Source organism: Bradyrhizobium sp. WSM4874, assembly GCF_055811835.1.
Map to the genome: position 1 here is coordinate 1 of NZ_JBVVPR010000062.1, position 23,304 is coordinate 23,304.

The window sequence follows — 23,304 nt, forward strand, 5'->3', positions numbered from 1 at the left end:
GCTCTACGCAGCCCGTCTCGTGAGTGACGGTTAACCGGTGCAACACCCTCGGTGTCGTCCCGGCGAAGGCCGGGACCCATACCCCAAGGGAGATGTTGTGACGCCAAGGCGGCAACTCCGAGTCTTCGCCAAACTACGTCCTGTGGTTATCGGTCCCGGCCTTCGCCGGGACGACACTGAGTATGAGCACGACGCTTCGCCTCACCGCAGCAGACACGCCCCTCACTTCTCCGCCAGATAGACCTCGCCCAGCAGCGACGAGTTCGACCACGGCACCTGCTTGTTCTTCGTGGTCGACACCACCTCGGCCCGCACCCGCGTCAGCATCTGCTGCACTTCCAGGCCCGGCGTGCCGAGATGGCGGGAGAGCGCGGCGGAGAACGGCGAGTTGGCACCCTCGCCGTCGAGCGCGACCTGGCCCGGTGCAGTGGCGAAGGCGATCAGCGTGCCGGCGCCGAGCGTCGCACCGGCTCCGAGACTCGTTGGCGCCGCGAGGCCTGAGGCAGCTTCGATGGTGCGGCTGGTGCCGGCCGATGCGACCTGCTGTGCCATCGGATTGTTGCGGCAGGCATCGAAGATCAAAATATTGGTGCGGACCTGGTCGTCGAGGCCGGCCATGATCGTGTCCATGTCGATCATCGCCTCCGTCATCCTCGCGCCCGGCTTGAGTTCGACGTCGACGGGAATGAGATAGTTGCGGCCGTCGACCTGCACACCGTGGCCGGCATAGTAGACCACCACGACCTGTGCTCGCGCCGCCTCCCGCAAGAAGTCACGCGTCATCTTCTGCATCGCCGCGCGGTCGAGGTCGACGCCTTCTGACACGGTGAAGCCGATGTTGCGCAGGCTCTTCGCAACGGCGCGAGCGTCATTGGGGGGATTCGGCAGGGCCTTTACATGCGCATAGGCGCCATTGCCGATGATCAGCGCCATGCGCGTGCCGCGCGCAGCTGGAGCAGGCGAGGGGGGCGACGCGGCACCCGTCTGCTGGGGAGCCGGTGCCTGCGCGGGCTCCGTCGTCGGTGACGGCGCATCGCGCGGGATCGGCACGCTAGCGTCGGTGACCAGCGACAGCCGCACCTTTGCAGTGGCCTGATTGGCCTTGCTGCCGGCATCGGAAGCCACGATCGCCAGCGTCGCCTTGTAGTCGTCCCTCGCGTGCGCGTAGTCGCCTTTCGCCTCATAGGCCAGCGCGCGATGGGCGTAGCCCGAGACCAGAACGCTGTTCGGCGGCGTCATGATATTGACTGGCGGCTTCTCTTTCGCGAGCCGGATCGCTTCGCTGCCGTCGGCAATCGCGCGATCGTAATCGCCTCTGACACGCCAGATCGCGGTCCGGTTGATCAGCGGCTGCGGCAGCGTCGGGTCGAGCCGGATCGCCTGGTTGATGTCGGCCAGCGCGCCGTCGAGATCGCCAAGTGCCTCCTTCGCGATGCCGCGGTTCTGGAACGAGAACGCCGATCTGGGATCAGCTTTGATCGACATATCGTAATCGGCAATGGCCTTGGCGAAGTCGCCCTTGCCGCGCCAGGCATTGCCGCGATTGTGGAAGATGGTAGCGCTCGGCGGGCCTAGCTTCAGCGCGTTGTCGAAATCGGCGATCGCAATCTCGTACTCGCCTCTGTCGTAGTAGGCCGATCCCCTGAGATTATAGGCCGCCTGGCTCGGCTGGAGCCGGATCGCTTCCGTGGCGTCGGTGATGACCTTCGGGTAATCGCCCTTCTTGTTCCAGCCTACCGCGCGCCAGAAGTAGACCGTCGCGAGCTGCTCGCCTTTGAACACCTTCAGCGCAATGATCTTGGTGCAGGCGTCGATCATCTGGTCGGCCGGCGTGGTGTCGGTGGTGCAGAGCGGCCCGAGCTGGTTGCGCGCCTGCGCAAAAGCGGATGCCGACCACAGGGTTGCGGCGAGCACGAAGAGCGCGACGAGCAGGCGACGCATTGGCGGTGGTCCCGTTGAGGAGAGGCGTCTGTTTGTTGCCCGGCAGCGCGTGGGGGTTCACGGCCTCGCTATTGTCCACACGGCAAACCAGGTGGATGTATCCCTATTCCCTCAGTGGGCAGATTTTGCTAGGAGGCATTACCCAACCCTTCTGCCCACTGCGTCCCACTTCATGAAGAATGACGAAATCCTGAGCCAAATCACCGAGTTCTGCCGTAAGGCGGACATGGCGGAGTCGACGTTCGGCCGGCGCGCGGTGAACGATGGGAAGCTCGTGCACCGCCTGCGCGAGGGCAAGCGCATCACGATCGATACTCTGGACCGGATCCAGGCCTACATGGCCGCATCGATGGCCGGCGGCGTGCCGCCCCCGCGCGGACTTCAGGTGCCGCCCGAAAAGCGCGATCCGCGCGGCAATTTCCGCTTTTTCGAGAATCGCCAGAAATACCTGCTGTTCGTCCACACTTGCAGCGAGAAGCGGGTGGTCGCCGAGCGCGTGGCGCTGGAGCTTGCCAGCATTCATCCCCGGCCACCGGCGCTGCGCGTGTTCGATGCCGGCGTTGGCGACGGCACGGTGCTGGCGCGCGTGCTCCGCTCGATGCATCAGCGCTTTCCGCACATGCCGTTTTATGTCGCCGGCAAGGAGCTCAGTCTCGAGGACCTCCGCCTGACCCTGGACAAGGTGCCGGATCGCATTTTCGAGCATCCGGCCTCGGTGTTCGTTTTTACCAACATGCTCTACGCGGAGGCGCCCTGGCTCACGCCGGCATCGCCCGCGGCAGCCGCCGCGACCGTCTGGCACGAGGTTCCCTTGCGGGGTGCTTCCTCGGGCGAGTTCGAGACGCAAATTACGGAATTGAAGCCGTTTTTGGAGCAAAACTGGCGCGCGGCGGTCAGCCCCCGCACCGGGATGCCGCTCTATGAGCGTCCCGTCGTGCTGGTGCTTTACCGTGAAGACCAGCGGTTTCTGCTCGATTCGACCATTCCACGGCCGGGCCAGGCCGAAGCAAATTTCGACCTCGTTATTGCATCCCAGCCATACCGCGCGCTGTCTTCGGTTAATTTCAGGGCGAAACGGATCATTGCGCCCCTGGCGAGGGCCTTGCGGGCAGGCGGCCGCCTGATCGGAATTCACTCCCACGGCCAGGATCCGGGCATGGAGATGATCCAGGCGATCTGGCCTGGAGAAAATCCTTTCTCGGTGAGCCGTCATGAGCTATTGCGCGCGGTGAAGTACGAGCTCGGCTCGGTGGGCCGCGACTTAAATTTTAATGCTTATGCAGATAACCGCTCGATCTTCAGGTATGATATGGAAGCGCTGCCCAACGAGGTGACAGGCACTATCGGAACCTCGACGGCCTTTGCAGCCTGGAATGCGGCGGTGTATGTCGCTCAGATTGAGGACGACCGGTTGACGGAAATGACTCAAAACGGCCGCACTCTGGATGCCGCCAGGGACGTGCTGCGAAAGTACAATGGGCTCTGGTTTCTCGACGAATCCTACGTCATCTCGCGCCGGCGTGATTGACATCATTCAAAGCTAAATATCGCAACGCCCGCCAGCTAGCGGCGGAACAAGGGGTTACTGATGCGCGCGTCCTATCTCTTCACCAGCGAGTCCGTGTCCGAAGGCCATCCGGACAAGGTGTGCGACCGGATCTCCGACGAGATCGTCGATCTGTTCTACCGCGAAGGACCGAAAGCCGGCATCGATCCCTGGCAAATTCGCGCCGCCTGCGAAACCCTCGCGACCACCAACAAAGTCGTAATCGCCGGTGAGACCCGCGGTCCCGCATCCGTCACCAACGAGCAGATCGAAGGCGTCGTCCGCGACGCGATCAAGGACATCGGCTACGAGCAGGAAGGTTTCCACTGGCAAAAGGCCGATATCGAGATCCTGCTGCATCCGCAGTCCGCCGACATCGCGCAGGGCGTCGATGCGCTGCAGCCGGGCGAAGTCAAGGAAGAGGGCGCTGGCGACCAGGGCATCATGTTCGGCTACGCCACCAACGAGACGCCCGATCTGATGCCGGCGCCGATCTTCTACGCCCACAAGATCCTCCGCCTCATCTCCGAAGCGCGCCACTCGGGCCGCGAGAAGGTGCTGGGCCCGGACTCCAAGAGCCAGGTCACCGTGCAGTACGAGAACGGCAAGCCCGTTGGCGTGCGCGAGATCGTGGTGTCGCATCAGCATCTGGTCGAGGACATCTCGTCCAAGCAGATTCGCGACATCGTCGAGCCCTATGTGCGCGAGGCGCTGCCGAAGGACTGGATCACGGCGAAGACGATCTGGCACATCAACCCGACCGGCAAGTTCTACATCGGCGGTCCCGACGGCGATTCCGGCCTGACCGGCCGCAAGATCATCGTCGACACCTACGGTGGTGCGGCCCCGCACGGCGGCGGCGCGTTCTCCGGCAAGGATCCGACCAAGGTCGACCGCTCCGCGGCTTACGCTGCCCGCTACGTCGCCAAGAACATCGTCGCGGCCGGTCTTGCGGATCGCTGCACGCTGCAGCTCGCCTACGCCATCGGTGTGGCGCGTCCGCTGTCGATCTACATCGACACCCACGGCACCGGTAAGGTGTCGGAGGATCAGCTCGAGAAGGCCGCCGCCAAGGCGATGGATCTCACCCCGCGTGGCATCCGCAGCCATCTCGATCTCAACCGCCCGATCTACGCGCGCACCTCCGCCTACGGCCATTTCGGCCGCACGCCCGACAACGAGGGCGGTTTCTCCTGGGAGAAGACCGATCTCGTCGAAGCGCTCAAGCGCGCGGTCTGATCGCCGACGTCATTCCCGGGACGCCGCGACAGCGGCGAACCCGGAATTCTACCATCGTATCGAGATTCCGGGCTCGCCTCTCCAGGGCGACCCGGAATGACCAATTCAACAACAGGACGCCCGCAATGAACGCGAAGCCCGGCTTCACCGATTACATCGTCAAGGACATTTCGCTCGCCGATTTCGGCCGCAAGGAGCTCTCGCTCGCCGAGACCGAGATGCCCGGCCTGATGGCCACCCGCGAGGAGTACGGCCCGAAGCAGCCGCTGAAGGGCGCGCGTATCGCCGGCTCGCTGCACATGACGATCCAGACCGGCGTGCTGATCGAGACGCTGGCAGCGCTCGGCGCCGACATCCGCTGGGTCTCCTGCAACATCTATTCGACGCAGGACCACGCCGCGGCGGCAATCGCAGCCGCCGGCATTCCGGTGTTCGCCGTCAAGGGTGAGAGCCTTACCGAGTATTGGGACTACACCGCCAAGCTGTTCGACTGGCACGGCGGCGGTCACCCGAACATGATCCTCGACGACGGCGGCGACGCCACCATGTACGTCCATCTCGGTCTGCGCGCCGAGAACGGCGACACCAAGTTTCTGGACAATCCGGGTTCAGAAGAAGAGGAAGTATTCTTCGCGCTTCTGAAGAAGCAGCTCAAGGAGAAGCCGAAGGGCTACTTCGCCGAGATCGCCAAGAGCATCAAGGGCGTTTCCGAAGAGACCACCACGGGCGTGCATCGTCTCTATGACATGCAGAAGGCCGGCACGCTGCTATGGCCGGCCATCAACGTCAACGACAGCGTCACCAAGTCGAAGTTCGACAACCTCTATGGCTGCCGTGAATCGCTGGTTGACGGCATCCGCCGTGGCACCGACGTGATGATGTCCGGCAAGATTGCGATGGTTGCGGGCTTCGGCGACGTCGGCAAGGGTTCGGCCGCCTCGCTGCGCCAGGCCGGCTGCCGCGTCATGGTCTCCGAAGTCGATCCGATCTGCGCGCTGCAGGCGGCGATGGAAGGCTATGAAGTCGTGACCATGGAAGACGCCGCGCCCCGCGCCGACATCTTCGTCACCGCGACGGGCAACAAGGACATCATCACGATCGAGCACATGCGCGCGATGAAGGATCGCGCCATCGTCTGTAACATCGGTCACTTCGACAACGAGATCCAGATCGCGGGTCTGCGTAACCTGAAGTGGACCAACATCAAGCCGCAGGTCGACGAGATCGAATTCCCCGACAAGCATCGCATCATCATGCTGTCGGAAGGCCGCCTCGTGAACCTCGGTAACGCGATGGGCCATCCGTCCTTCGTGATGTCGGCCTCCTTCACCAACCAGACGCTGGCGCAGATCGAGCTTTTCGCCAACAACAAGGACGGCAAGTACAAGAAGGAAGTCTACGTGCTGCCGAAGTCGCTCGACGAAAAGGTCGCGCGCCTGCACCTCGCCAAGATCGGCGTCAAGCTCACCGAGCTGCGCAAGGACCAGGCCGACTACATCGGCGTCAAGCAGGAAGGTCCTTACAAGTCGGACCATTACCGGTACTGATCCGCTGATCGTATCCATTATCGACGCAAAGCCCCGGAGCGATCCGGGGCTTTGTTGTTTTGAGCGCGACGCACCTGTTTCCTCCCGGTTGTGTCAGGCCGATTGCCAGTTGACGAGCGACGATCCCGGTCAGACAATCCTCGGCTGCGGAGGAAACAATGGCTCAAGACCATTTCGACGTGCTGATCGTCGGTGCCGGCCTGTCCGGCATCGGCGCGGGCTTCCACCTGCAGACGAAATGTCCAGGCAAGAGCTATGTCATCCTCGAGGGCCGCGCCTGCATCGGCGGGACCTGGGACCTGTTTCGCTATCCCGGCGTCCGCTCCGACAGCGACATGTTCACGCTGGGCTATTCCTTCAAGCCCTGGACCGATCCGAAGGCGATCGCCGACGGCGCGCAAATTCTCAACTACGTTCGCGAAACCGCGGCCGAGAACGGCATCGAGAAGCACATCCGCTTCCACCATCGCGTCAAGCGTGCGGCGTGGTCGACGAGTGAGGCGAGCTGGACCGTCGAGGCCGAGCGCATCACCGGCCAGGGCGCGGCAGAAGCCGTGCGCTTCACCTGCAATTTCCTGTTCATGTGCTCGGGCTATTACAAATACGAGGCGGGCTACACGCCGGAGTTCAAGGGTGCGGCGGATTTCGCCGGCCGCATCGTGCATCCGCAGAAATGGACCGACGACATTGACTGCGCCGGCAAGCGCGTCGTCGTGATCGGCTCGGGCGCGACCGCGGTGACTCTGGTGCCGGAGCTCGCCAAGACGGCCGCGCAGGTCACCATGCTCCAACGCTCGCCGACCTATGTGGTGTCGCGCCCGGCGCAGGATCCCGTCGCCAACAAATTGCGGCGCAATCTGCCGACGCGGCTTGCCTATCACCTGATCCGCTGGCGCAACGTGATGTGGGGGATGTTCTTCTTCCAGCTCAGTCGGCGCCGTCCTGCGAAGGTGAAGGAGCTGGTTCTCAAGGGCGTGCAGATGGCGCTCGGGCCCGACTACGACGTCGCGACCCATTTTACGCCGCGCTACAATCCCTGGGACCAGCGACTCTGCCTCGTGCCGGATGGCGATCTGTTCAAGGCGATCCGCGAGCAGCGCGCGTCCGTGGTCACAAAAGAGATCGACACGTTCACGCGCGACGGCATCCGGCTGAAGGACGGCAGCGAGCTTGCGGCGGACATCATCGTGACCGCGACGGGACTGGTGCTCCAGGTCGTCGGCGGTCTCGAAATCAGTGTCGACGGCCGTATCGTCGATTTCGCCAACACGCTGACCTACAAGGGCATGATGTATGCGGACGTACCTAACATGGCCTCTGCCTTCGGCTACACTAACGCATCATGGACGCTGAAATGCGACCTGACCTGCGAGTATGTCTGTCGGCTCATCAACTACATGGACCGGCACAATTTCCGGCAGTGCATGCCGCATAATGACGATTCCACGATTACCGTGCAGCCGTCGCTCGATTTCACCTCGGGTTATGTGCAGCGCTCGGTCGCAAAGATGCCGAAGCAAGGCTCGAAGCAGCCGTGGCGGCTCTACCAGAACTACGCGCTCGACATCGTCTCATTGCGGTTCGGCCGGATCGACGACGGCGTGATGCAATATTCCTGATCGCGACGACCTCCGCGTTCTATGCCTTGCGCGTGGTAAGCGGCAGCGCAAGATCAATCGCGAGTGCGAGCACCACGGCGCCGCCGCCCAGCGCAAACAGGCCGAGATAATCGCCGCCGGTCTGCGCATAGATCCAGGAGAAGCCGTAGGCCGCGGCCGCCTGGAACAGCGCAAAGCTGGTCGTGGCATGGCTCCATGTCGTGCGCTGCTGCTCGGCGGAGTGTGGGACCAGCTCATGGATGCGTCCGAGCACGAGCGGTACGATGCCGGGTGTGAAGCCGCCGACCACCACGCTCGACACGATCAGCGAGAAAGGCGCGGTACTGACCGTCGGGAGCAGCACGGCGGCCGCTTCGATCAGGAAGGCGGCGCGCAGCGCGGGTCCAAACCCGGCGCGGTCGCCGAGATGACCGGTGATCAGCGGGCCGACGATTGCGCCAAGGCCATAGAGCACCCAATAGTGCGATCCCGCGGCGATACCCTGGCCGAGGCCGCGCGCGACAAAGTCGACGATGAAGACCATGTGCGGCACCAGCGCCACCGCGTTGAGGCCGTATTGGACGAGCAAGCCGCGACCAACGGGCGAAGCGTGGTCGTGCTTCGCGCGATACGATGGCACGGTATCGGCTTTGACTTCAGCAGGCCAGTTCCACCAGCTCACCAGCGTGAGCGTGCCCGAGAGCACGCCAAGGCCATACCAACTCTGTTGCAAGCCTTGCTGTAGCAGCAGTGGCACCAGCGTGCCCGATGCGGCGACACCGAGCCCGACGCCCGCAAAGATCACCCCGCCGACGATGCCGCGCCTCGCGGCCGAGATATGCGGCAGAATGACGGAGGCCGCCAGCACCATGATGATTCCACCGGTGAGCCCCGACAGGAAGCGCCAGGCGAAGAACCAGGTGAACGACACCGGGGTTGAACTGCCAAAAAAAGATAGAGTGGCGAGCAACATCATCGCCCGCACGGCACGGACGGCGCCGATGCGCGCGGCCACGGCCCGCGCCGCGAGCGCGCCGGCGAGATAGCCGGCCAGGTTCGAAGCACCGAGATAGACGCTCTCTGACGCAGCGAACCATTTCGCGGCGATCAGGGCCGGGATCAGCGGCGTGTACGAAAAGCGCGCGAGGCCAAGTCCGACCAGCGATGCGGATAATCCTGCCACCGCATATCGCCAGGTTTGCCGGGAAGCTGCTTGTGATGCCGCTCCCGGCCGCCGTTGCGGCCGGGTATCGTGCTTGGGATTTGCATTGAATTCGGCCATCTCATTCTCCTGCGCGCGCGATGGCGCGCGGATCAACCTGTCCGGGCGGCGCGGCGCCGCCGGAATTCCGGCACAGGCAGGCCGCCCCAGCCCCAGTTCTCGAGGTCGACTTCCTCGATCACGACAAAGGTGGAATCGAGCGGCTTGCCGAGCACGTCGAGCAGGAGCTCGCTCGATCCCTTGATCAACGCCGCCTTCTCCTCCGCCGTGAGCGAGGCCGTTCCCGGCGTCGTTCCTTCGCGAGTCACTTGAATGGTGACAATGGGCATGTCGTCTCTCCTCTTGGCTAATGGCCGGCGCTCTGGCCGCCGTCGACATGCAGGATCTCGCCGGTGACGAAGGCGGCACCCTCGAGATAGAGCACGGCGTCGACGATGTCGGACATCTCGCCCATATGGCCGACGGGATGCAGCGCATCGAGCTGGGCGTGTGTCGCGACGGGATGCATCGGCGACTTGATGATGCCGGGCGACACCGCGTTCACGCGGATACCGCGCTTGGCATATTCGATCGCGAGCGACCTGGTCGCGGCGCTCAACCCACCCTTGCTCAGCGAGGCCAGCACCGAGGGCACATTCGAATTGGCCTGGTCAACCAGCGTGGTTGTGATCTGGACAACGTGGCCGGACCCCTGCTTCTCCATCTCGCCGATGGCAAGCTGCGTGACGTGGAAGAAGCCCGCGACGTTGGTGCCCATCACCGCCGCATAGTCCTCCGCCGTGTACTGCGTGAACGGCTTTGCGACGAAAATGCCGGCGTTGTTGACCAGCGTGTCGACACGGCCAAAGCGGGAGATGGCTTGCGAGACCACGCGCTCGGCGGTGGCCCGCTCGGAAATGTCGCCGGGAACGGCGAGGACATCATCGTCGGCCGACGGCTTGATCGAGCGTGCCGTTGCGACGACACGATAGTTGCGATCGCGAAAACCCTGGACCAGGGCGGCACCGATGCCCTGCGAAGCACCGGTGATGATGGCAACCTTCTGTTCGACACCCATGATGGGCTCCTGTTGTTGGCTTTCAGAACCTGCGCCAGCAGTGGCTGGCTTGGCGGATGAAATACGCCGCAGCGGGCCGGCTGCGAATATGCGCTGTCCGGCAGACACTCTTTCGCGGTGCGAACGAATGCCGGGCCGGCGCCAGCGGTGGTTGCTGCAGCGTGAGCGAACGCCTAGCTTGCAATCGGAGTTCGATGGGCTGGTGGGAGACGTATGGATCGTCTGGATGCGATGAAGGTGTTTGTCCTTGCGGTGGACGAGGGCAGCCTCGCGGCTGCGGGCCGCAAGCTCGGCCGTTCGCCGGCGGCGGTGAGCCGCGCCATTGCGTTCCTGGAGCAGCGGGTCGGTGCCGAGCTGCTGCACCGGACCACACGTTCGATCAAGCTGAGCGAGGAGGGCGAGCGCTATGTCGCGGTCTGTCGCCGCGTGCTCACCGAACTGGAGGAGGCCGACGATATCACGGCCGGGCCGCGCACGGCACCCCGCGGCCTGCTCACGATCACTGCCCCTGTGGTGTCGGGCGAGATGGTGCTGCGGCCGATCCTCGATGCGTTTCTCGACGCCTATCCGACCGTGTCGGCAAAACTCCTGTTGTTCGATCGCGCCGTCAATCTGATCGAGGAGGGGGTCGACGTCGCGCTCCGCATCGGCCATCTCGCGGATTCGGCGATGGTCGCGATGCGGGTCGGCGAGATCAGCCGCGTCGTGGTGGCATCACCACGCTATCTGAAGCAGCACCCGCGGATCACCGAGCCCGGCGATCTCGCCAAGCACCAGATCGTTGCGATGGCCCACCTTCCCAATTCCTGGACCTTTGCGCCGCAAGCCGGCTCGTCGGCTGCCCGCACGGTGCAATTCAGCCCGCGCCTCGTCGTCAACAGCACTTATGCGGCGGTGGCCTCGGCCGTCGCCGGCCGCGGCGTGGCGCGGATGTATTCGTATCAGGTGGGTGAGCAGGTCGCGCGCGGCGAGCTCGAGATCGTGCTTGCCGGCGACGAGGATCCCGAGATGCCCGCGCATTTGATCTGTCCGCAGGGCCGGCTCTCGGTGCCGAAGGTGCGGACCTTCACGGACTTTGCGGTGCCGCGGCTGAAGAAACAGTTCGCTCAGCTCAAGAACAGCATCACTGCGCGGTGAGCCGCTGCACCCCGGGCAATGCGTTGTTTTGCGTATACGGCCGCTCAGGTGAATCGGCCATGCTGCGCGAACGGTTAACGCCGGATTAACCGCGGAGTCCTAGCCTGTCTCGGCCGGGGTTACTTGCAAGGCCGAGGTGAGCCCAATGGAAGCCCAGAGAATCGCGGTCGACGCCGTCGTCGCGTTGACCGATTGCGACCGCGACGCCGTCATCGCATTCATCCGCCGCCTGTATCTCGCCGGCGTCACAGACCCCAAGCGCCTGACCTTCAAGGGTCTCCAGGCCCTGTCACGGGCGTGACCAGGGCCCCGTACAATCTATTTACTGGAGGGTCGGATCGCTGATCCGGATTGACGTGACGCGGTCCGCCTGCACTTCGAATGAGAAGGGCCATGGGTGATAGGTCCAGAACTCGGTCTTCTCTAGCCCGCTCGGCCCGACATGGAAGGGGTCGCCGAACTGCACCATCAGTTTCTCGGTGCTGCCGCCGAGATTGATGTAGTTGAAGCTGTAGCCGGGGGCCGGTGCCGGCCCGCTGACCTGAAGCGCGATCACGCGGTTCGCTTTCGCGGTTGCGGCGAGATAGGGAAACTGATCGGCCTTGCCGAGGAAGTACATATTATTCGTGGCGTTGTTCGCCGGCGGTAGCTTGCGGTGCGGTTCGCCGAGCGCCACGCTCAAATATTCGCTGACGGCGCTGATCCTCGGCCTCATCGTGCTGTCGGCTTTGCGCTGATCGCGTTTGCATTGGGTGGCGAAGCAGACCGCCAGCATTTTTCTAATGACGGTGCTTGTGTCCTTCGGAGCTATCGGGCCGTTGGTAACCTCGCAGCTCCGCGTATCGCTGCATTTGCCTCTGATCGAGCAGGGCGGTTGTCGACAGATGATATTTGAGATGGCTTTCGCGGAGCAGTGCCTGGGTTTCCGAAATGGCAAGGAGGGCCGCCTTGAGTGACTCCGATGTCACGACGCGGGTGAAGAAGAGCCGGTCCAATTCCGTTTCCTGCTCGAGCAGCTTGTTACCCAGCGGGACCGCCTCCTGCTTCATGGCATCGAAGAGGCGCTGAACCTGGATGCGCTGGTCCGCGGTCAAATCAAGCCAATCACCTAGCTCAAGAACATGACTCGGACCGGGATATCCATTGAGCTCGGCAGCAAGCGCTAGGCCCATGCCACGTCCGGCTCGAAGATCGTCGATCTGCTGGTGCGACAGCGCCTTGATAGGGCGATGCTCAAGGCCAGCATAAGGCTGACTGGACTGCGCGCTGGCAACGTCGCACGAGACGATAAGCGTGGCTGCAAGCAGGAGAAGGCGTCTCATGAGTCTGGCTCCATGAAATCGGCCCGGTTCGTCGATCGATCTCCACCGGTGCTCTCCGCGTATCTTGCTGGACGGTTCGCCCCATGGCAACAAAGAGTGCCGCGATTGAGTTGCCGAACATGGAGCAGGCGATGGCGTCCTTGCCGACCGCGAATACCGAGATCACGCTGTACTTTCGCCACTGGTTGGAAACCTTCGCGGGTTATGTCCGCGAGGTCGACTATGCTTCGGCGCGGCCGCTCTTCCATCCGGATGTGCTGGCCTTCGGCACCCACAACGACGTTATCCCCGGCCTCGACCAATGGGTCACGACGCAATGGGACAACGTCTGGCCGAAGACGTCCGACTTCCGTTTCGTCGTCGACCAGGCCTCGATGCTGGCATCGTCCGATGGCACGATGGCGACCGTGATCGTGCCGTGGACGAGCACAGGCTATCATCCCGACGGCAGCGCGTTTCCGCGCCCGGGCCGGGCCACGATGGTGTTTTCAAGGCATCGTGATGATTGGCTGTGCGTGCATTCCCACATGTCGCTCAATCGCGGTGTGCCGCAGGCAAGCCACGCCGATCGGCCGGTGAAGGCCCGGTAGATCGGCATCCGCCGTCGAAATACAAAAGGCCCCGGACTTGCCCGGGGCCTTTTTATTTAGAGCCGCCGTGAGCCTTACTCTGGCTGGCCGATCGAGACCTTCAGCGTACCGACGCCGTCGACGCCGCATTCGAGCTTGTCGCCGGGCTGGAGCTGCGACACGCCGGCCGGCGTGCCCGTCATGATGATGTCGCCGGCGGCGAGCTTCACCTGCTGCGAGAGCTGCCAGATAATCTCAGGCACGTTCCAGATCAGCTCGGTGAGGTCGCCTTTCTGCGCTTCGTTACCGTTGACCGTGAGCCAGATCTTGCCCTTGGCGGGATGACCGATCTTCGATGCCGGCTGCACCGCGGAGCAGGGCGCCGAATAGTCGAACGACTTACCGATCTCCCAGGGACGCTCCTTCTTGCGGGAGGCGATCTGGAGGTCGCGGCGGGTCAAGTCGATGCCGACGGCATAGCCGTAGACATGGTCGAGCGCCTTGTCGGCGGGGATGTTCAGCCCGCCGCTCTTCATCGCGACGATCAGCTCGACCTCGTGATGCAAATCCTTGGTCAGCGGCGGATAGGGAATGGTGGCGCCGTCGGGCACCAGCATGTCGGCGTGCTTGGCGAAGAAGAACGGCGGGGCGCGCTCGTCATTGCCCATCTCGCGGATGTGCTCGAGATAGTTGCGGCCGACGCACCAGATGCGGCGCACGGGAAAACGGCCGCTTTCCCCGACGACGGGAAGCGAAGCCTGGGTCGGAAGCGGGATGACGTAGGAGGCGGCGTTCATGGTGCGATCTCGCTGCTCTTGAGGTGAAGGGAACTCTATGCGGTTGCGCTGATCGGCGCCAGAGCGCCGGCGTCGTGATGTTGCAGGCGGAAGAACGACGCATAGCGTCCGCCGCGGCGGAGCAGCTCGTCGTGCCGGCCCTGCTCGACGATCTCGCCGCCCTCGACCACCAGGATCGCATCGGCGTGCATGATGGTGTGCAGGCGATGCGCGATCACGATGGTCGTGCGGTTCTGGCAGAGATGCTCGATCGCCTCCTGCACCTGCCGCTCGGACTCCGAATCGAGCGCGGCGGTGGCTTCGTCGAGCAGGATGATCGGCGCGTTCTTGATCAGCGCGCGCGCCACCGCGATACGCTGGCGCTGGCCGCCGGACAGCTGCGTGCCGTGCTCGCCGACGGGCGTGTCGTAGCCGAGCGGGAAGCCCATGATGAAGTCATGCGCGCAGGCTGCTTTCGCAGCGTCGATGATCTGGTCTTCGGTTGCGCCCGGCTTGCCGAAGGCGATGTTGCTGCGGATGGTGTCGCGGAACAGATAGACGTCCTGGCCGACATAGGCGGTCTGAGCCCGCAGCGATCTTCGCGAGACCGCGCCGATCGACTGGCCGTCGATCACGATGTCGCCTTGCGTCACCTCGTAGAAGCGCAGCAGCAACGCCAGCACCGTCGATTTGCCGCCGCCGGAGGGGCCGACCAATGCGGTGACCTTGCCGGGCTCGGCAACAAAACTCATGCGGTTGAGGACGGTCTCACCGTTGCGATAGGAGAAGCTGACGTCGCGCAGCTCGATACGGGCAGTCGACAGTTTCAGCGCCGGCTTGTCGTCGTCGGAATGCTCGCTCGCGGGGCTGTCGACGACTTCGAGCAGCATGCGTGCGCCGACGAGCTGGCTGTTGAGGTCGATGTTGAGCCGCGCCAGCCGCTTGGCCGGCTCGGTCGCCATCAGGAAGGCGGTCATGAAGGAAAAGAACGCGCCGGGCGTGGCGTTGAGGGCGACCACGCTGTAGCCGCCATAGAGCAGGCAGCCGGCGACCGCGAAGCCGCCGAGCATCTCCATCAGCGGGTTGGAGCGGTTGGCGACGCGGGCCATCTTGTTGGCGTTGCGCTCGACAATCGCGATGTTCTCGTCGATGCGGTTCTGCATGGTGTCTTCGAGCGTGAACGCTTTCACCGTGCGGATGCCCTGCAGCGATTCCTGCATCGTCTCGAGAATGTCGGCGGTGCCGGTGAACTGGTTGTAGGCGAGGCCCTTGATGCGCTTGACCAGCTTGCGCAGCACCAGCATCGCCGGCGGCACGGCGACGAGGCCGATGAACGACATCACCGGATCCTGCCACACCATCACGCCGATCATGGCGAGCAGCATCATGAGGTCGCGCCCGACCGCATTGACCAGCATGTTGAGGACATCGGTGATGGACTTTGCGCCGGCCGTCAGCCGCGCCAGAAATTCCGACGAATGCCGCTCGGAGAAGAAGCCGACGCTCTCGCGCATCAGCTTGGCGAACAGCTGGCGCTGGTTGGTGGCGAGGATGGCATTGGAGATCTTGGTCAGGATCACCATGTGGCCGTAAGTCGCCACGCCCTTGATGAAGAGCAGGATCACCGTGATGCCCGAGAACATCGCGATACCCGGGATGTTCTTGTCGACATAGGCCTGGTTGATGACCTGGCCGAGCACGTAGGTCGCGCCCGCGGTCGATCCGGCGGCAAGCGCCATCAGCGCGAAGGCGACGAGATAGCGCCGCCAGTAGATGATCCCCTGTTCCGTGACCAGGCGGCGAATCAGCACCGCTGCCGCATAGGGATCGTCGGTGATTTTCTTTGGAAACTGAGCCATCCGCAGTCCATTGACGGCACAGGAATAAGCCTGCCCGCGCGTCAGGGATCGAACGGCCTCTGTGCCCGCTAAGCCAGCGCTTTTCAAGCCCAATTAAGGGCTTGCGCCCGGATGGAATCTAGGCCGAGGCGGCGTGGCGGAGCTCGCCGTGACGCTCGCGGAACAGCTTGTCCTCCCAGGCCAGCGCATGGGCTGCAATGGTCTCGAGGTCGTCGTATTGCGGCTTCCAGTCGAGCAGGCCGCGGATGCGGCTGGTGTCGGCGACCATGGTCATGATGTCGCCGGGCCGGCGCGGGGCGTATTGCACGGCGAAGCTGCGGCCCGAAACACGGCGTACCGCGTCGATGGTCTCCAGCACGGAGTAGCCGCGGCCATAGCCGCAATTGAGCGTCGTCGAGGCGCCGCCGTTGCGCAAATAGGCGAGCGCCGAGCGATGCGCCTGCGACAGGTCCGTGACATGGATGAAGTCGCGGATGCAGCTGCCGTCCGGGGTCGGATAGTCGGTGCCGAACACGTCGATCTTGGCGCGCTGGCCGGTCGCGGCTTCCACCGCGATCTTGAGCAAATGCGTGGCGCCGGCGGTGGCAAGGCCGATGCGGGCCTGCGGATCGGCACCCGCAACGTTGAAATAGCGCAGGGTCACGTATTGCATGCCGTAGGCGGCAGCGACGTCGTGCAGCATGATCTCGGTCATCAGCTTCGACGAACCGTAGGGCGACAATGGCCGTGTCGGCGCATGCTCGGGCACCGGCACCTGGTCCGGATCGCCGTAGACCGCAGCGGTCGAGGAGAAAATGAAGCGGTCGATGCCGCGCTTGACCGCGACATTGAGCAGGTTGCGCGCGGTCGTGAAGTTGTTGCGGTAATAGCCGAGCGGATCGCGCATCGAATCCGGCACGACCACCGAGCCAGCGAAATGGATGATGCTCTCGATGTTGTGCTGGGCGATCACGCCTTCGAGGAGGTTCTCGTCGCCGGCATCGCCAATGAACAGCGGCACGCCTTCGGGCAGATAGACCGAGAAGCCGGTGGAGAGATCGTCGATCACGACGACGTCCTCGCCGGCTTCCGCCAGCGCCAGAACCGTGTGGCTTCCGATATAGCCGGCACCGCCGGTGACAAGCACAGTCATGATCTCACCCGTCTTCGATCAACGCTCCAAGCTAACGTTTACGTGGTGAAGAGTGGGTATCGGCGCGGCTGAACTGGTCACTATGCTTAATGTTGCGTATAGGGACTTTCGAAACGGAGCGTGGCGTGGCGAATTCCCCAAGCGATCTCGAAGTGATCGTGCCAAATCTGCACAGGCGCTATTCCGGGGTCACCGCGACCAACCGGATGGTGGCGCCGCGGCTGGCAAAGCTGTTTCGCGCCGCGTGGTTCGGCTCCGACGCGCCGGAGGGGATCGCGCGCCTGAACGGTGCCGATCTCTTGAGATTGTGGCGCCGCAAGGCGCCGGTGATCTGGCACGCGCGCCGCAACAACGAGATGATCGCGGGCGTGCTGTTGCGCGCGCTCGGCTGGCCGCTCAAGCTCGTCTTCACCTCGGCGGCACAGCGCCATCATAGCTGGATCACGCTCTGGCTGATCCGGCGCATGGACGCGATCATCGCGACATCAGATCTTTCGGCCTCGTTCCTGAAGGTGAAGGCGACCGTGATCCCACACGGCGTCGACACCGCCGTCTATGCGCCGCCGGTAGATCGCCCTGCTGCCTTCGCGGAAACCGCGCTGCCGGGCCGCTACGCGATCGGCTGCTTCGGCCGGGTGCGCGCGCAGAAGGGCACCGATGTGTTCGTCGATGCGATGTGCCGCTTGCTGCCGCGCTATCCGGATTTCACCGCAATCATCGTCGGCCAGGTCACACCCGAGCAAACTGTTTTCGCAAACGACCTGAAGAAGCGGATCGAGGTCGCCGGCTTGCAATTGCGCATCGTCATCACTGGCGAACTGCCGATCGAAGACGTGCAGCGCTGGTATCAGCGGCTGACGATCTACGCCTTCACCTCACGCAACGAAGGTTTTGGCCTGACGCTGATCGAGGCGATGGCGGCCGGCAGCGCGCTGGTCGCCGCACGCGCCGGCGCGGCCGAACTCGTGGTCGAGGATGGCGTGACCGGCGTGCTGATCCCGACCGGTGATGCGGATGCACTGGCTGCAGCGATCGAACCGCTGATGCGCGATGTGGCCACTGCGATCGCTATGGGCGAGCGCGGGCGGGCACGGGTGCTCGAACGATTCAGCCTTGATGCCGAGGCGGCGCGGATCGGCGAAGTGTATCGGCCGCTGCTTTGAGTCACTGCTGTCGCATCCCCAAAACAAAAACCGCGAAAACAACCCCATGCACAGTAGCCGCGGCCAACGAAATCAATGGCTTGGCGGCCGGTGTAAATGGGCTGCTGATTTTACGAAATCGATTTGACTCGTCGGGCAAAACACCGGTATGCTGTCATTATCGGCGTAGCCTCGACGGCCTTCAGGTCATGGCCCGCAAGCCGGCCTCACCCAGCACCCGCTGCGCAATCTCCACCACCTCGCTCGCCGCGATATCTCGCATGCAGCGATGATCGTTCATCTTGCAGATCGTGCTCTGGCAGGGCTGGCAGGAGAGCACGCTCTTGTCCTGGACCACGGTCGCGGCGAGGCCGTTGAGGGGGGCCCAGAGGTAAGGGCTGGTCGGCCCGAAGATGCCCATGGTCGGCGTGGCCAGGGCGGCTGCGATGTGCATCAGGCCGGAATCGTTGGAGATCGCGACGCCGGCCGCGGCCATGGCCAGCACGCCATTGCGCAGATCATTGCCGGTGAGGTCCCGGACCCCCGGGCCGCCGGCCGCGACGATCTCCTGGGCCAGGCCCTTTTCCCCGGGGCCGCCCACCACCCAGACCTCGAGGCCGCGCTCGGCGAGCAAGCGGGCGGCCTCGGGATAGTAGCTCCAGCGTTTTGACACCCCGACCGAGCCGGGAGCCAGCGCCACGGCGGCGCCTGTGCTCAGGCCATTGGCCTGCCGCCAGCGGAGGATGTCCTCGGCCGGGACCCGCAATTGCGGCACCGGCCATTCCGGTGGCAGCGGGGCGCCATCGGGCTGGGCGAGGGCGGCGTTCTTGTCGATGAAGCGGGGCAGCTTCTTTTCGCCCCAGCGCCAACGATTGAGCAGGCCGAACCGGAATTCGCCGACGAAGCCGACCCTTTCCGGAATCCCGGCCAAAGCGGGCGCGATGGCGGCCTTCCAGGTCCGGGGCAGCACCAGGGCGGTGCCGTAGTTCCGCTCACGCAGGAGCTTCGCCAGGCCGAGCTGGCGGCCTACGGCGAGCTGCCCGCGCGGCAGATCCCAGACGATCGCATCGCGCACGCCCGGCATGTAATCGACCAGGGGCGCGCACAGGGACGTCGTGAGCAGATCGACCGGCCGGTTCGGCCAGCGCTCGTTCAGGACCCGCACGACGGTGTGATTCCGGACGAAATCGCCGATCCACATGTAAGGGACGATCAGGATCGGGCGCGTGTCGCCCCGATCTGCCTCGCCACTAAGTTGCGAATCTTGGTTCATTCGTTAATAAGGTCGAGGTGCGCTGATGTGACGGTTCGGTTAGCCGCTCCGGGCCGGCAGGTAAAGCCGGCTGAGCGGCAATCCTAAAACCGCTTACACTTTGGCGGATCATGCGCTAGGGCAGAACCGGACCGCAAAACTTCGGGCAGGCGGAATCTGGCAGGGAAGTTGGAATGTTGCTGGTGACCGGCGGGGCCGGTTTTATCGGATCGAATGTCGTCGCCGCGCTGAACGAGGCCGGCCGCAGCGACATCGGCGTCTGCGATTTCCTTGGCAACGAGGGCAAATGGCGCAACCTCGCCAAGCGGCAGCTTGTGGATATCGTCCCACCGGCTGAGCTGTTGGACTGGCTGAAGGGCCGCAAGCTCGACTCCGTGATCCATCTCGGGGCGATTTCCGCGACCACCGCGACCGACGGCGACCTGGTGTTCGAGACCAACTTCCGCCTGTCGATGCGTCTCCTGGACTGGTGCACGGCAAATGCCGTGCCGCTGATCTACGCCTCCTCGGCGGCGACCTACGGCGACGGTGAGGCAGGTTTTGATGACGACAGCTCTGTCCCTGCGCTGAAAAAATTGCGGCCGATGAATCTCTACGGCTGGAGCAAGCATCTGTTCGATCTCGCCGTCGCCGAGCGCGCAGCGAACGGCGAGAAACTGCCGCCGCAATGGGCCGGGCTGAAATTCTTCAACGTGTTCGGCCCCAACGAATACCACAAGGGCTCGATGATGAGCGTGCTGGCGCGCCGTTTCGACGACGTCAAAGCGGGCCGTGTCGTGCAATTGTTCAAGTCGCATCGCGAGGGCATCGCCGACGGCGACCAGCGCCGCGATTTCATCTATGTCGACGACGTCGTGCGCGTGATCATGTGGCTGCTGGCGACGCGCTCGGTGTCCGGCATCTTCAATGTCGGCACCGGCAAGGCACGCAGCTTCAAGGATCTGATGCTGGCGGCTTATGCCGCGCTCGGCGCCAGCCCCAACATCGAATACATCGACATGCCCGAGCAGATCCGCGGCAGCTACCAGTACTTCACCCAGAGCGAGTTCGATCGCCTCCACCGCGCCGGGTATAATGGCGGTTTCACGACGCTCGAGGACGCGGTGAAGACCTATGTCGGGAATTATCTCGACCGGCCCGACCGCTTCCGCTGAGGCCCATCACCATGCCGACGCCCATTCTCGATTTCGATACCCTCGCGCAAGCCATCTCGGGCCGCACGGTGCTGTGCATCGGCGACATCATGCTGGACGAGTTCGTCTATGGCGAGGTGTCGCGGATCTCGCCGGAAGCGCCGGCGCCGGTCATCGCGGTACAGCGCAGCGAGATCCATATCGGCGGCGCCGGCAATGTCGCGCGCAACGTCGCCGCGCTCGGCGCGCGCTGCATCTTCGTCGGCCTCGTCGGCGATGACGAGGCGGGCAGGCAGCTCGCCTCGACGCTTGCGGAGCAGGGCGCAATCGAAAGTGTGCTGGTGTGCGATCCCTCGCGTCCGACCACGCGAAAGGTCCGTTTCGTCTCCGAGCATTTTTCCACGCACATGCTGCGTGCGGATTGGGAGCAGGCACAGCCTGCTTCCGATACGATCGAGACCAAGCTGATCGAAGCGATCCTGCCGCAGATCGCGCGCACCGACATCGTGCTGCTGTCCGATTACGCCAAGGGCGTGCTCACCGCCCGCGTCATCCGCCACACCATCGACGCCGCGCGAAAACTCGGCAAGCCCGTGATCGTCGATCCCAAGAGCCTGAACTGGGCGATCTATCGGGGCGCCACGCTGCTCACGCCCAATCGCAAGGAATTTTCGGAAGCGACCCGAAGCCGCGCCGACACGCCGCAGAGCATCGTCGATGCCAGCGAGGACGTGATGCGGCTCGCCGATTGCGAAGCGATCCTGGTCACCCAAGGCGAGCACGGCATGACGCTGGTGCCGCGCAACGGCGAGGCCGTTCACGTTCCGGCGTTTCCGGTCAAGGTGCGCGACGTCTCCGGCGCCGGCGACACCGTCGCCGCGGCGCTCGCGGTGTCGCTTGCCACCGGCGCGGACTGGGACACGGCGCTGCGCATGGCCAGTGCCGCAGCCGCCGTCGCCGTCGGCAAGCAGGGCACCGCCAGCGTGAGTGTGGCCGAGTTGAAGCGAAAGATATTGCCGCATGCCTATCTCGCGGCCGAAGAGAAGATCGTGCTCGAGCCCGGTGCGCTCGACACGCAGCTCGCGGAATGGAAGAAGCAAGGCCAGCGCGTCGGCTTCACCAATGGCTGCTTCGACATCCTGCATCCCGGCCACGTCAAGGTGCTGACAGCGGCGCGCTCCGCCTGCGACCGCCTGATCGTAGGGCTGAACAGCGACGCCTCGGTGCGGCGGCTGAAGGGCGCCGACCGCCCCGTTCAGGATGAGCGAGCACGTGCAGAAGTGCTGGCGGCGCTCGAAGCCGTCGATCTCGTCGTTATTTTCGATGAGGATACGCCGATCGACCTGATTACCCGCATCAAGCCGAGCGCGCTGATCAAAGGGGGCGATTACACCCGCGAGCAGGTGGTCGGCCATGAGGTCGTCGAGGCCGCGGGCGGCACGGTCGTGCTGGTCGACATTCTCAAGGGCTTCAGCACGACGGCGCTGGTTCATCGCGCGCGGGGAGAGAGCAAGTGACGACGCTCGCCGGGGAGACCACCGGCCAGGTTCTGTGGCGGCGTCTGCGCAGTCCGGCGGCCTGGTCCGAGACGGTCGATCTGTTTGCGATCCTGACCGCGGCCTCGCTGCCGTGGTCGACGTCGCTTGCGGCGATCTTCAATGTCCTGATGCTGCTCTCCATGGTGCCGTTCCTCGATGTCCGAGAGTTCCTGCAATCGCTCAAGCGTCCGATCTGTGCGGCGCCGATTGCGCTGGTCCTGCTCGCGCTGGTGGGGACGCTGTGGTCGGACGCGGCCTGGGGCGCGCGCTTCTACGCGGTCAACCCGACCGTCAAGCTGCTGGTGCTGCCGGTCCTGCTCTATCATTTTGCGCGCTCGCCGCGCGGACATTGGGTGCTCGTCGCCTTCCTGGTGTCCTGCGCGCTGTTGTCGGTGATGTCCTGGGTCGTCGCCTTCTACCCTGATCTTGCGCTCAAATCCGATCGCGTCGAGCGCGGCATCTTCGTCAAGAACTACATCGACCAGAGCCAGGAGTTCACGCTCTGCGCGGTCGCGCTCGCCTATCCGATCGTGCAGTTGCTGCGCCAGAAGCGCTACTGGATCGCCGGGCTGCTCACGGCGCTTGCGCTCGCCTTCTTCGCCAACATGGTGTTCGTGGTGGTATCGCGCACCGCGCTCCTCACGATTCCGATCCTGTTCGGTGTGTTTGCGTTGCTTCATCTGAGATGGCGCAACATCGCGATCATCTCCGCGGCCCTGCTCGTGGGCGCGGTTCTCGCCTGGCAGGCCTCGCCGCAATTGCGCAAGACCGCTGACAGCTTTGCCAGCGACTACACACGCTATGTGGAAAAAGGCGAGTCGACCTCGGCAGGCTTGCGGCTCGAATTCTGGCGGAAATCCCTCGGTTTCTTCGCGGAGGCGCCGATCAAAGGGCACGGTACGGGTTCGACGCGCGGGCTATTCGAGCGTGCCGCGACGCCGGGCAGTGGTCTGTACCAGGCGTCCGCCGAGGTGATCGGCAACCCGCATAACCAGACGCTGAACGTGGCCGTGCAATGGGGCGTCATCGGGGTCGCCGCTCTTTACGCCATCTGGATCCTGCATCTGCGTTTGTTTCGCGGCGACGGGCTCGCAAACTGGGTCGGCCTCCTGGTCGTGGTCCAGAACGTCTTCACCTCGCAGTTCAACTCCCATCTGTTCGACTTCCACGAGGGCTGGATGTACGTCATCGGTGTGGGCGTTGCCGGCGGCATGGTGATCCGGGCCCAGCAGGCCGAGGCGAAGGCGGCAGTAGCCGGTTCCTGAACGGCCGC

General features: G+C 64.1%; 21 protein-coding genes. 11 read left to right on the top strand and 10 right to left on the bottom strand.

Going from position 1 to position 23,304, the window contains the following annotated elements; translation table 11 throughout:
- Positions 1–222: 222 nt before the first annotated feature.
- Complete coding sequence (locus AC0L3P_RS35900) at positions 223–1,941, bottom strand: caspase family protein (protein WP_473308893.1); 1,719 nt, start codon at positions 1,939–1,941, stop codon at positions 223–225.
- Positions 1,942–2,113: 172 nt separating this feature from the next.
- Between AC0L3P_RS35900 and AC0L3P_RS35905 the strand changes: the two genes are divergently transcribed.
- The 4 genes from AC0L3P_RS35905 (at position 2,114) to AC0L3P_RS35920 (ending at position 7,892) form a co-directional block, all read left to right on the top strand.
- Positions 2,114–3,469, top strand: a complete 1,356-nt coding sequence (locus AC0L3P_RS35905; RefSeq protein ID WP_275170196.1) for a hypothetical protein — start codon at positions 2,114–2,116, stop codon at positions 3,467–3,469.
- A gap of 60 nt (positions 3,470–3,529) precedes the next feature.
- The gene (gene metK, locus AC0L3P_RS35910; RefSeq protein WP_354057977.1) at positions 3,530–4,726 is read left to right on the top strand and encodes a methionine adenosyltransferase; all 1,197 of its coding nucleotides are present in this window, start codon (positions 3,530–3,532) and stop codon (positions 4,724–4,726) included.
- Positions 4,727–4,851: 125 nt separating this feature from the next.
- A complete protein-coding gene (gene ahcY / locus AC0L3P_RS35915; protein ID WP_473308894.1) occupies positions 4,852–6,273 on the top strand; it encodes an adenosylhomocysteinase in 1,422 nt (473 codons plus the stop codon).
- Between the two features lie 158 nt (positions 6,274–6,431).
- Complete coding sequence (locus AC0L3P_RS35920) at positions 6,432–7,892, top strand: flavin-containing monooxygenase (RefSeq protein ID WP_473308895.1); 1,461 nt, start codon at positions 6,432–6,434, stop codon at positions 7,890–7,892.
- A gap of 19 nt (positions 7,893–7,911) precedes the next feature.
- Here AC0L3P_RS35920 and AC0L3P_RS35925 read toward each other — a convergent pair whose 3' ends face one another.
- The 3 genes from AC0L3P_RS35925 to AC0L3P_RS35935 are packed head-to-tail and all read right to left on the bottom strand — an operon-like array spanning position 7,912 to position 10,150.
- Positions 7,912–9,153, bottom strand: a complete 1,242-nt coding sequence (locus tag AC0L3P_RS35925; protein ID WP_473308896.1) for a YbfB/YjiJ family MFS transporter — start codon at positions 9,151–9,153, stop codon at positions 7,912–7,914.
- A gap of 32 nt (positions 9,154–9,185) precedes the next feature.
- Positions 9,186–9,422, bottom strand: coding sequence for a tautomerase family protein (locus AC0L3P_RS35930; RefSeq protein ID WP_106946322.1), 237 nt, complete (start codon positions 9,420–9,422; stop codon positions 9,186–9,188).
- 17 nt (positions 9,423–9,439) lie between these two features.
- Positions 9,440–10,150 carry an SDR family NAD(P)-dependent oxidoreductase gene (locus AC0L3P_RS35935; RefSeq protein ID WP_473308897.1) on the bottom strand — a complete coding sequence of 237 codons (711 nt, stop codon included), beginning with the start codon at positions 10,148–10,150 and terminating at the stop codon, positions 9,440–9,442.
- Between the two features lie 213 nt (positions 10,151–10,363).
- Between AC0L3P_RS35935 and AC0L3P_RS35940 the strand changes: the two genes are divergently transcribed.
- Both AC0L3P_RS35940 and AC0L3P_RS35945 read left to right on the top strand, forming a co-directional pair.
- The gene (locus tag AC0L3P_RS35940; protein ID WP_473308898.1) at positions 10,364–11,287 is read left to right on the top strand and encodes a LysR family transcriptional regulator; all 924 of its coding nucleotides are present in this window, start codon (positions 10,364–10,366) and stop codon (positions 11,285–11,287) included.
- 145 nt (positions 11,288–11,432) lie between these two features.
- A complete protein-coding gene (locus AC0L3P_RS35945; RefSeq protein ID WP_007612486.1) occupies positions 11,433–11,588 on the top strand; it encodes a hypothetical protein in 156 nt (51 codons plus the stop codon).
- A 21-nt stretch (positions 11,589–11,609) separates the two neighbouring features.
- Here the strand turns inward: AC0L3P_RS35945 and AC0L3P_RS35950 are convergent, their stop codons facing one another.
- Together AC0L3P_RS35950 and AC0L3P_RS35955 are read right to left on the bottom strand one after the other, a co-directional pair.
- The gene (locus AC0L3P_RS35950) at positions 11,610–12,002 is read right to left on the bottom strand and encodes a hypothetical protein (protein ID WP_473308899.1); all 393 of its coding nucleotides are present in this window, start codon (positions 12,000–12,002) and stop codon (positions 11,610–11,612) included.
- A gap of 64 nt (positions 12,003–12,066) precedes the next feature.
- On the bottom strand, positions 12,067–12,609 hold the full coding sequence (locus tag AC0L3P_RS35955; RefSeq protein WP_473308900.1) for a periplasmic heavy metal sensor: 543 nt from the start codon (positions 12,607–12,609) through the stop codon (positions 12,067–12,069).
- A gap of 131 nt (positions 12,610–12,740) precedes the next feature.
- Here AC0L3P_RS35955 and AC0L3P_RS35960 point away from each other — a divergent pair, with 131 nt between their 5' ends.
- Complete coding sequence (locus AC0L3P_RS35960) at positions 12,741–13,199, top strand: YybH family protein (protein WP_275170197.1); 459 nt, start codon at positions 12,741–12,743, stop codon at positions 13,197–13,199.
- A 74-nt stretch (positions 13,200–13,273) separates the two neighbouring features.
- Here the strand turns inward: AC0L3P_RS35960 and AC0L3P_RS35965 are convergent, their stop codons facing one another.
- From AC0L3P_RS35965 to galE, 3 genes are all read right to left on the bottom strand, one after another.
- Complete coding sequence (locus AC0L3P_RS35965; RefSeq protein ID WP_473308901.1) at positions 13,274–13,975, bottom strand: fumarylacetoacetate hydrolase family protein; 702 nt, start codon at positions 13,973–13,975, stop codon at positions 13,274–13,276.
- A 35-nt stretch (positions 13,976–14,010) separates the two neighbouring features.
- The gene (locus tag AC0L3P_RS35970) at positions 14,011–15,813 is read right to left on the bottom strand and encodes an ABC transporter ATP-binding protein (RefSeq protein ID WP_473308902.1); all 1,803 of its coding nucleotides are present in this window, start codon (positions 15,811–15,813) and stop codon (positions 14,011–14,013) included.
- Positions 15,814–15,931: 118 nt separating this feature from the next.
- The gene (gene galE / locus AC0L3P_RS35975; RefSeq protein ID WP_473308903.1) at positions 15,932–16,945 is read right to left on the bottom strand and encodes a UDP-glucose 4-epimerase GalE; all 1,014 of its coding nucleotides are present in this window, start codon (positions 16,943–16,945) and stop codon (positions 15,932–15,934) included.
- Between the two features lie 125 nt (positions 16,946–17,070).
- Between galE and AC0L3P_RS35980 the strand changes: the two genes are divergently transcribed.
- Positions 17,071–18,108, top strand: coding sequence for a glycosyltransferase family 4 protein (locus tag AC0L3P_RS35980; RefSeq protein ID WP_473308904.1), 1,038 nt, complete (start codon positions 17,071–17,073; stop codon positions 18,106–18,108).
- A 181-nt stretch (positions 18,109–18,289) separates the two neighbouring features.
- Here AC0L3P_RS35980 and waaF read toward each other — a convergent pair whose 3' ends face one another.
- On the bottom strand, positions 18,290–19,360 hold the full coding sequence (gene waaF / locus AC0L3P_RS35985) for a lipopolysaccharide heptosyltransferase II (protein ID WP_473308905.1): 1,071 nt from the start codon (positions 19,358–19,360) through the stop codon (positions 18,290–18,292).
- 173 nt (positions 19,361–19,533) lie between these two features.
- On the opposite strand from waaF, the gene rfaD reads away from it, so the two are divergent.
- Genes rfaD through AC0L3P_RS36000 form a run of 3 tightly spaced genes read left to right on the top strand, consistent with a single transcriptional unit; the run spans position 19,534 to position 23,296 of the window.
- Entirely contained in the window at positions 19,534–20,514 is a 981-nt protein-coding gene (gene rfaD / locus AC0L3P_RS35990) for an ADP-glyceromanno-heptose 6-epimerase (RefSeq protein WP_473308906.1), read from the top strand.
- An 11-nt stretch (positions 20,515–20,525) separates the two neighbouring features.
- The gene (gene rfaE1, locus AC0L3P_RS35995; RefSeq protein ID WP_473308907.1) at positions 20,526–22,010 is read left to right on the top strand and encodes a D-glycero-beta-D-manno-heptose-7-phosphate kinase; all 1,485 of its coding nucleotides are present in this window, start codon (positions 20,526–20,528) and stop codon (positions 22,008–22,010) included.
- Complete coding sequence (locus tag AC0L3P_RS36000) at positions 22,007–23,296, top strand: O-antigen ligase family protein (RefSeq protein ID WP_473308908.1); 1,290 nt, start codon at positions 22,007–22,009, stop codon at positions 23,294–23,296. The genes rfaE1 and AC0L3P_RS36000 overlap by 4 nt, the downstream gene beginning before the upstream one ends.
- Positions 23,297–23,304: the final 8 nt, after the last annotated feature.

What these genes read in the sequence shown, in the direction of transcription:
- AC0L3P_RS35960 (WP_275170197.1), top strand. Translation starts at nt 12,741, where the DNA reads ATGGCGTCCTTGCCGACCGCGAATACCGAGATCACGCTGTACTTTCGC.
- metK (WP_354057977.1), top strand. Translation starts at nt 3,530, where the DNA reads ATGCGCGCGTCCTATCTCTTCACCAGCGAGTCCGTGTCCGAAGGCCAT.
- galE (WP_473308903.1), bottom strand. Translation starts at nt 16,945, where the DNA reads ATGACTGTGCTTGTCACCGGCGGTGCCGGCTATATCGGAAGCCACACG.
- AC0L3P_RS35950 (WP_473308899.1), bottom strand. Translation starts at nt 12,002, where the DNA reads ATGAGGCCGAGGATCAGCGCCGTCAGCGAATATTTGAGCGTGGCGCTC.
- AC0L3P_RS35970 (WP_473308902.1), bottom strand. Translation starts at nt 15,813, where the DNA reads ATGGCTCAGTTTCCAAAGAAAATCACCGACGATCCCTATGCGGCAGCG.
- AC0L3P_RS35945 (WP_007612486.1), top strand. Translation starts at nt 11,433, where the DNA reads ATGGAAGCCCAGAGAATCGCGGTCGACGCCGTCGTCGCGTTGACCGAT.
- ahcY (WP_473308894.1), top strand. Translation starts at nt 4,852, where the DNA reads ATGAACGCGAAGCCCGGCTTCACCGATTACATCGTCAAGGACATTTCG.
- AC0L3P_RS35965 (WP_473308901.1), bottom strand. Translation starts at nt 13,975, where the DNA reads ATGAACGCCGCCTCCTACGTCATCCCGCTTCCGACCCAGGCTTCGCTT.
- AC0L3P_RS35905 (WP_275170196.1), top strand. Translation starts at nt 2,114, where the DNA reads ATGAAGAATGACGAAATCCTGAGCCAAATCACCGAGTTCTGCCGTAAG.
- AC0L3P_RS35955 (WP_473308900.1), bottom strand. Translation starts at nt 12,609, where the DNA reads ATGAGACGCCTTCTCCTGCTTGCAGCCACGCTTATCGTCTCGTGCGAC.
- AC0L3P_RS35930 (WP_106946322.1), bottom strand. Translation starts at nt 9,422, where the DNA reads ATGCCCATTGTCACCATTCAAGTGACTCGCGAAGGAACGACGCCGGGA.
- rfaD (WP_473308906.1), top strand. Translation starts at nt 19,534, where the DNA reads ATGTTGCTGGTGACCGGCGGGGCCGGTTTTATCGGATCGAATGTCGTC.
- AC0L3P_RS35925 (WP_473308896.1), bottom strand. Translation starts at nt 9,153, where the DNA reads ATGGCCGAATTCAATGCAAATCCCAAGCACGATACCCGGCCGCAACGG.
- AC0L3P_RS35935 (WP_473308897.1), bottom strand. Translation starts at nt 10,150, where the DNA reads ATGGGTGTCGAACAGAAGGTTGCCATCATCACCGGTGCTTCGCAGGGC.
- waaF (WP_473308905.1), bottom strand. Translation starts at nt 19,360, where the DNA reads ATGAACCAAGATTCGCAACTTAGTGGCGAGGCAGATCGGGGCGACACG.
- AC0L3P_RS35920 (WP_473308895.1), top strand. Translation starts at nt 6,432, where the DNA reads ATGGCTCAAGACCATTTCGACGTGCTGATCGTCGGTGCCGGCCTGTCC.
- AC0L3P_RS35900 (WP_473308893.1), bottom strand. Translation starts at nt 1,941, where the DNA reads ATGCGTCGCCTGCTCGTCGCGCTCTTCGTGCTCGCCGCAACCCTGTGG.
- AC0L3P_RS35940 (WP_473308898.1), top strand. Translation starts at nt 10,364, where the DNA reads ATGGATCGTCTGGATGCGATGAAGGTGTTTGTCCTTGCGGTGGACGAG.
- rfaE1 (WP_473308907.1), top strand. Translation starts at nt 20,526, where the DNA reads ATGCCGACGCCCATTCTCGATTTCGATACCCTCGCGCAAGCCATCTCG.